Source organism: Clostridium cuniculi (assembly GCF_004353185.1).
Classification (GTDB): domain Bacteria; phylum Bacillota; class Clostridia; order Clostridiales; family Clostridiaceae; genus Clostridium; species Clostridium cuniculi.
On the sequence record NZ_SMUS01000085.1, the window covers coordinates 1 to 2,456 of the forward strand.

Annotated in this window: 3 protein-coding genes; all 3 read left to right on the top strand. The window is 29.1% G+C overall.

The genetic code is table 11. The features are described 5' to 3' along the window. Positions 1–84: 84 nt before the first annotated feature. On the top strand, positions 85–411 hold the full coding sequence (tnpA, locus tag EJJ37_RS19580) for an IS66 family insertion sequence element accessory protein TnpA (RefSeq protein ID WP_133017101.1): 327 nt from the start codon (positions 85–87) through the stop codon (positions 409–411). Then, positions 405–755, top strand: a complete 351-nt coding sequence (tnpB, locus tag EJJ37_RS19585) for an IS66 family insertion sequence element accessory protein TnpB (RefSeq protein WP_133017102.1) — start codon at positions 405–407, stop codon at positions 753–755. Before tnpA ends, tnpB begins: the two co-directional genes overlap by 7 nt. A 93-nt stretch (positions 756–848) precedes the next feature. After that, positions 849–2,456: IS66 family transposase (gene tnpC, locus EJJ37_RS19590; protein WP_166484858.1), on the top strand; the 1,608-nt coding region annotated here is incomplete at its 3' end.

Sequence of the window (2,456 nt, forward strand, 5' to 3'; positions counted from 1 at the left end):
GTAAGCGTAAAAAATTAAGTGCCTAGATAGCATAGCATCCCATTGATAAAATTAAGTTAAATGATTATTAGTGGGAGGAAAACTATGTATAGAAAATTAGATAATGCTATTTGGGAAGAATATATCAATAAATTTATATCCTATAATGGCACTATAACTGTAAAAGATTTTTGTATAGAAAATAAGATTAGTAAAAGTCAATTTTATTATCATAAGAAAAGACTTGAAAGAATAGATTCGACAACAATTTTTCATGCTATTCCATTAAATACTAAGCAAGATGATATAAATCAAAATATTTCAATTTCAAAAGAAGTGAAAATTAATATAGGTAATGCTAGTATAACTATTCCCGTTAGTGAAACTACTTTAATAACATCAATAATTAAGGAGTTAGCTTCCAAATGCTAAATGTAGATAAAATTGAAAAAGTTTATCTTGCCTGCGGCTACACGGATTTAAGAAAAAGCATTGATGGATTAGTGATGATAGTTAAAAATCAGCTTAAGCTGGATCCATTTGAGAAAGCATTGTTTGTTTTTTGTAATAAACAAATGGATAAATTAAAAATTCTTCACTTTGATGAAGGATTTTGGCTATATTATCACCGTTTAGAAGCAAATCGCTTCAAATGGCCTGCTACTACTGAAGAAGCCTTAAAAGTAAATATCGATGAATTACGTTGGCTTTTAAAAGGTTATGAAGTAAGAACAAAATCTAAATTTGAACCTATAAAACAAGGTAATTATTATTAGTGAAATTTTTGTGTAAAAAACATCTTGAAATCTTTATTTTCAAGGGGTTTTCTGCTACAATAAATGCATAAAAAAACGTCTAAAGAGGTAATTATGAGTCACGAAATTCTTACAAATGAACTTGATGAAGCTACAAAATCATTAATTGAAAAGATGGAGAATAAAATTAATGAAAAAGATAAAGAGTTAAGCTCAAAAGATGAAGAAATAAGAAAGCTTAAAAATGAGCTAGCATTCTTAAAAGGTGTTATATCAAATAAAAATAGAAAGATATTTGGATCGTCTAGTGAAAAAGTAGATGAAAACCAATTATCTCTTTTTAACGAGGCTGAAAAACATAGTGATTCAAAGGTAGAAGAACCTACTTTAGAAGAAATTACATATAAAAGAGCTAAGAAAAGTAATTATATTGGTAAGAAAGATAATCTAGCAAACTTAGAAAGAGTTGTTATTGAACATAAATTAGAAGGCAATGATCTTAATTGTACAGACTGTGGTGAAGAGCTTGTTGAAATTGGTGTTAAATCTAAAAAAGAAATTATTAAATATATCCCAGCTAAACTTATAGTTGAAGAGCACGTGATTTACAGCTATGCTTGTAAATCATGCGAAAAAGAAAATGGTGAAAGTAATATAGTTTCAGCAGAAGCACCAAAAACTATTTTTTATAATAGTATGGCTTCTAATGAATTAATTGCTCACACACTTATGCTTAAATATCAACATGCTATACCATTATATAGACAAGAAAATTACTTTGATATGATGGGGGCAACGCTTTCGAGGCAGACTCTATGTAACTGGACAATGTCGGCAGCGGTAGCTTTAGAACCAATATATAATCGTATGAAGGCAGAATTGCTTAGCAGAAATTATATTCATGCTGATGAAACTACTTTGAAAGTAATTAATGATAATGGTAAGGATTCTAAATCTAAAAAGTATATGTGGTTATATATGAGCAATACTGATTTAAAGCCAGTGATTTTATATGATTATCAAAGTACCAGATCAAGCTCTTGTCCTAAAAATTTCTTGGGAGATTTCAAAGGATTTCTCCAAACAGATGGGTACAATGGATATAATTCCGTTAGCAACGCTACGAGGTTATATTGTTTGGCTCACATAAGGAGATACTTTCACAATATAATAGTTGACTTAAATGAGGAAGCCTTAAAAAATTCTAGAGCAATATTAGGGTTTAATTATTGTGAGCAAATTTATAAACTTGAAAAAGACCTTAGAGAAGCTTATTCATGTAAAGAAAATTATTATGATATTAGATTTAAAGTTAGAAATGAAAAACTAACTCCAATTATAGATGATTTTATTTACTATGTTGAAAGAGAAATAAAAGATGCTCTTCCAAGAAGTCCACTAGGTAAAGCACTTGATTATGCTAAAAAGCATTTACCAGGATTAAGAAATGTATTATTAGACGGTTCACTAGAAATTGATAATAATGCAGCCGAAAGAGCTATCAAGCCATTTGTAATAGGTCGTAAAAACTTCCTTTTTGCAAATACTGCTAAAGGTGCAACTTCTAGTGCTAATATTTATAGTATTGTTGAAACTGCCAAGGCTAATAAATTAGTTGTAGAAAGGTATTTGGTTTATTTATTTGATACTCTATCAAAGATAGATGTATCGGATAGCGAAAGCTTAGATAATCTTATGCCTTGGTCCAATAAGATACCTGAA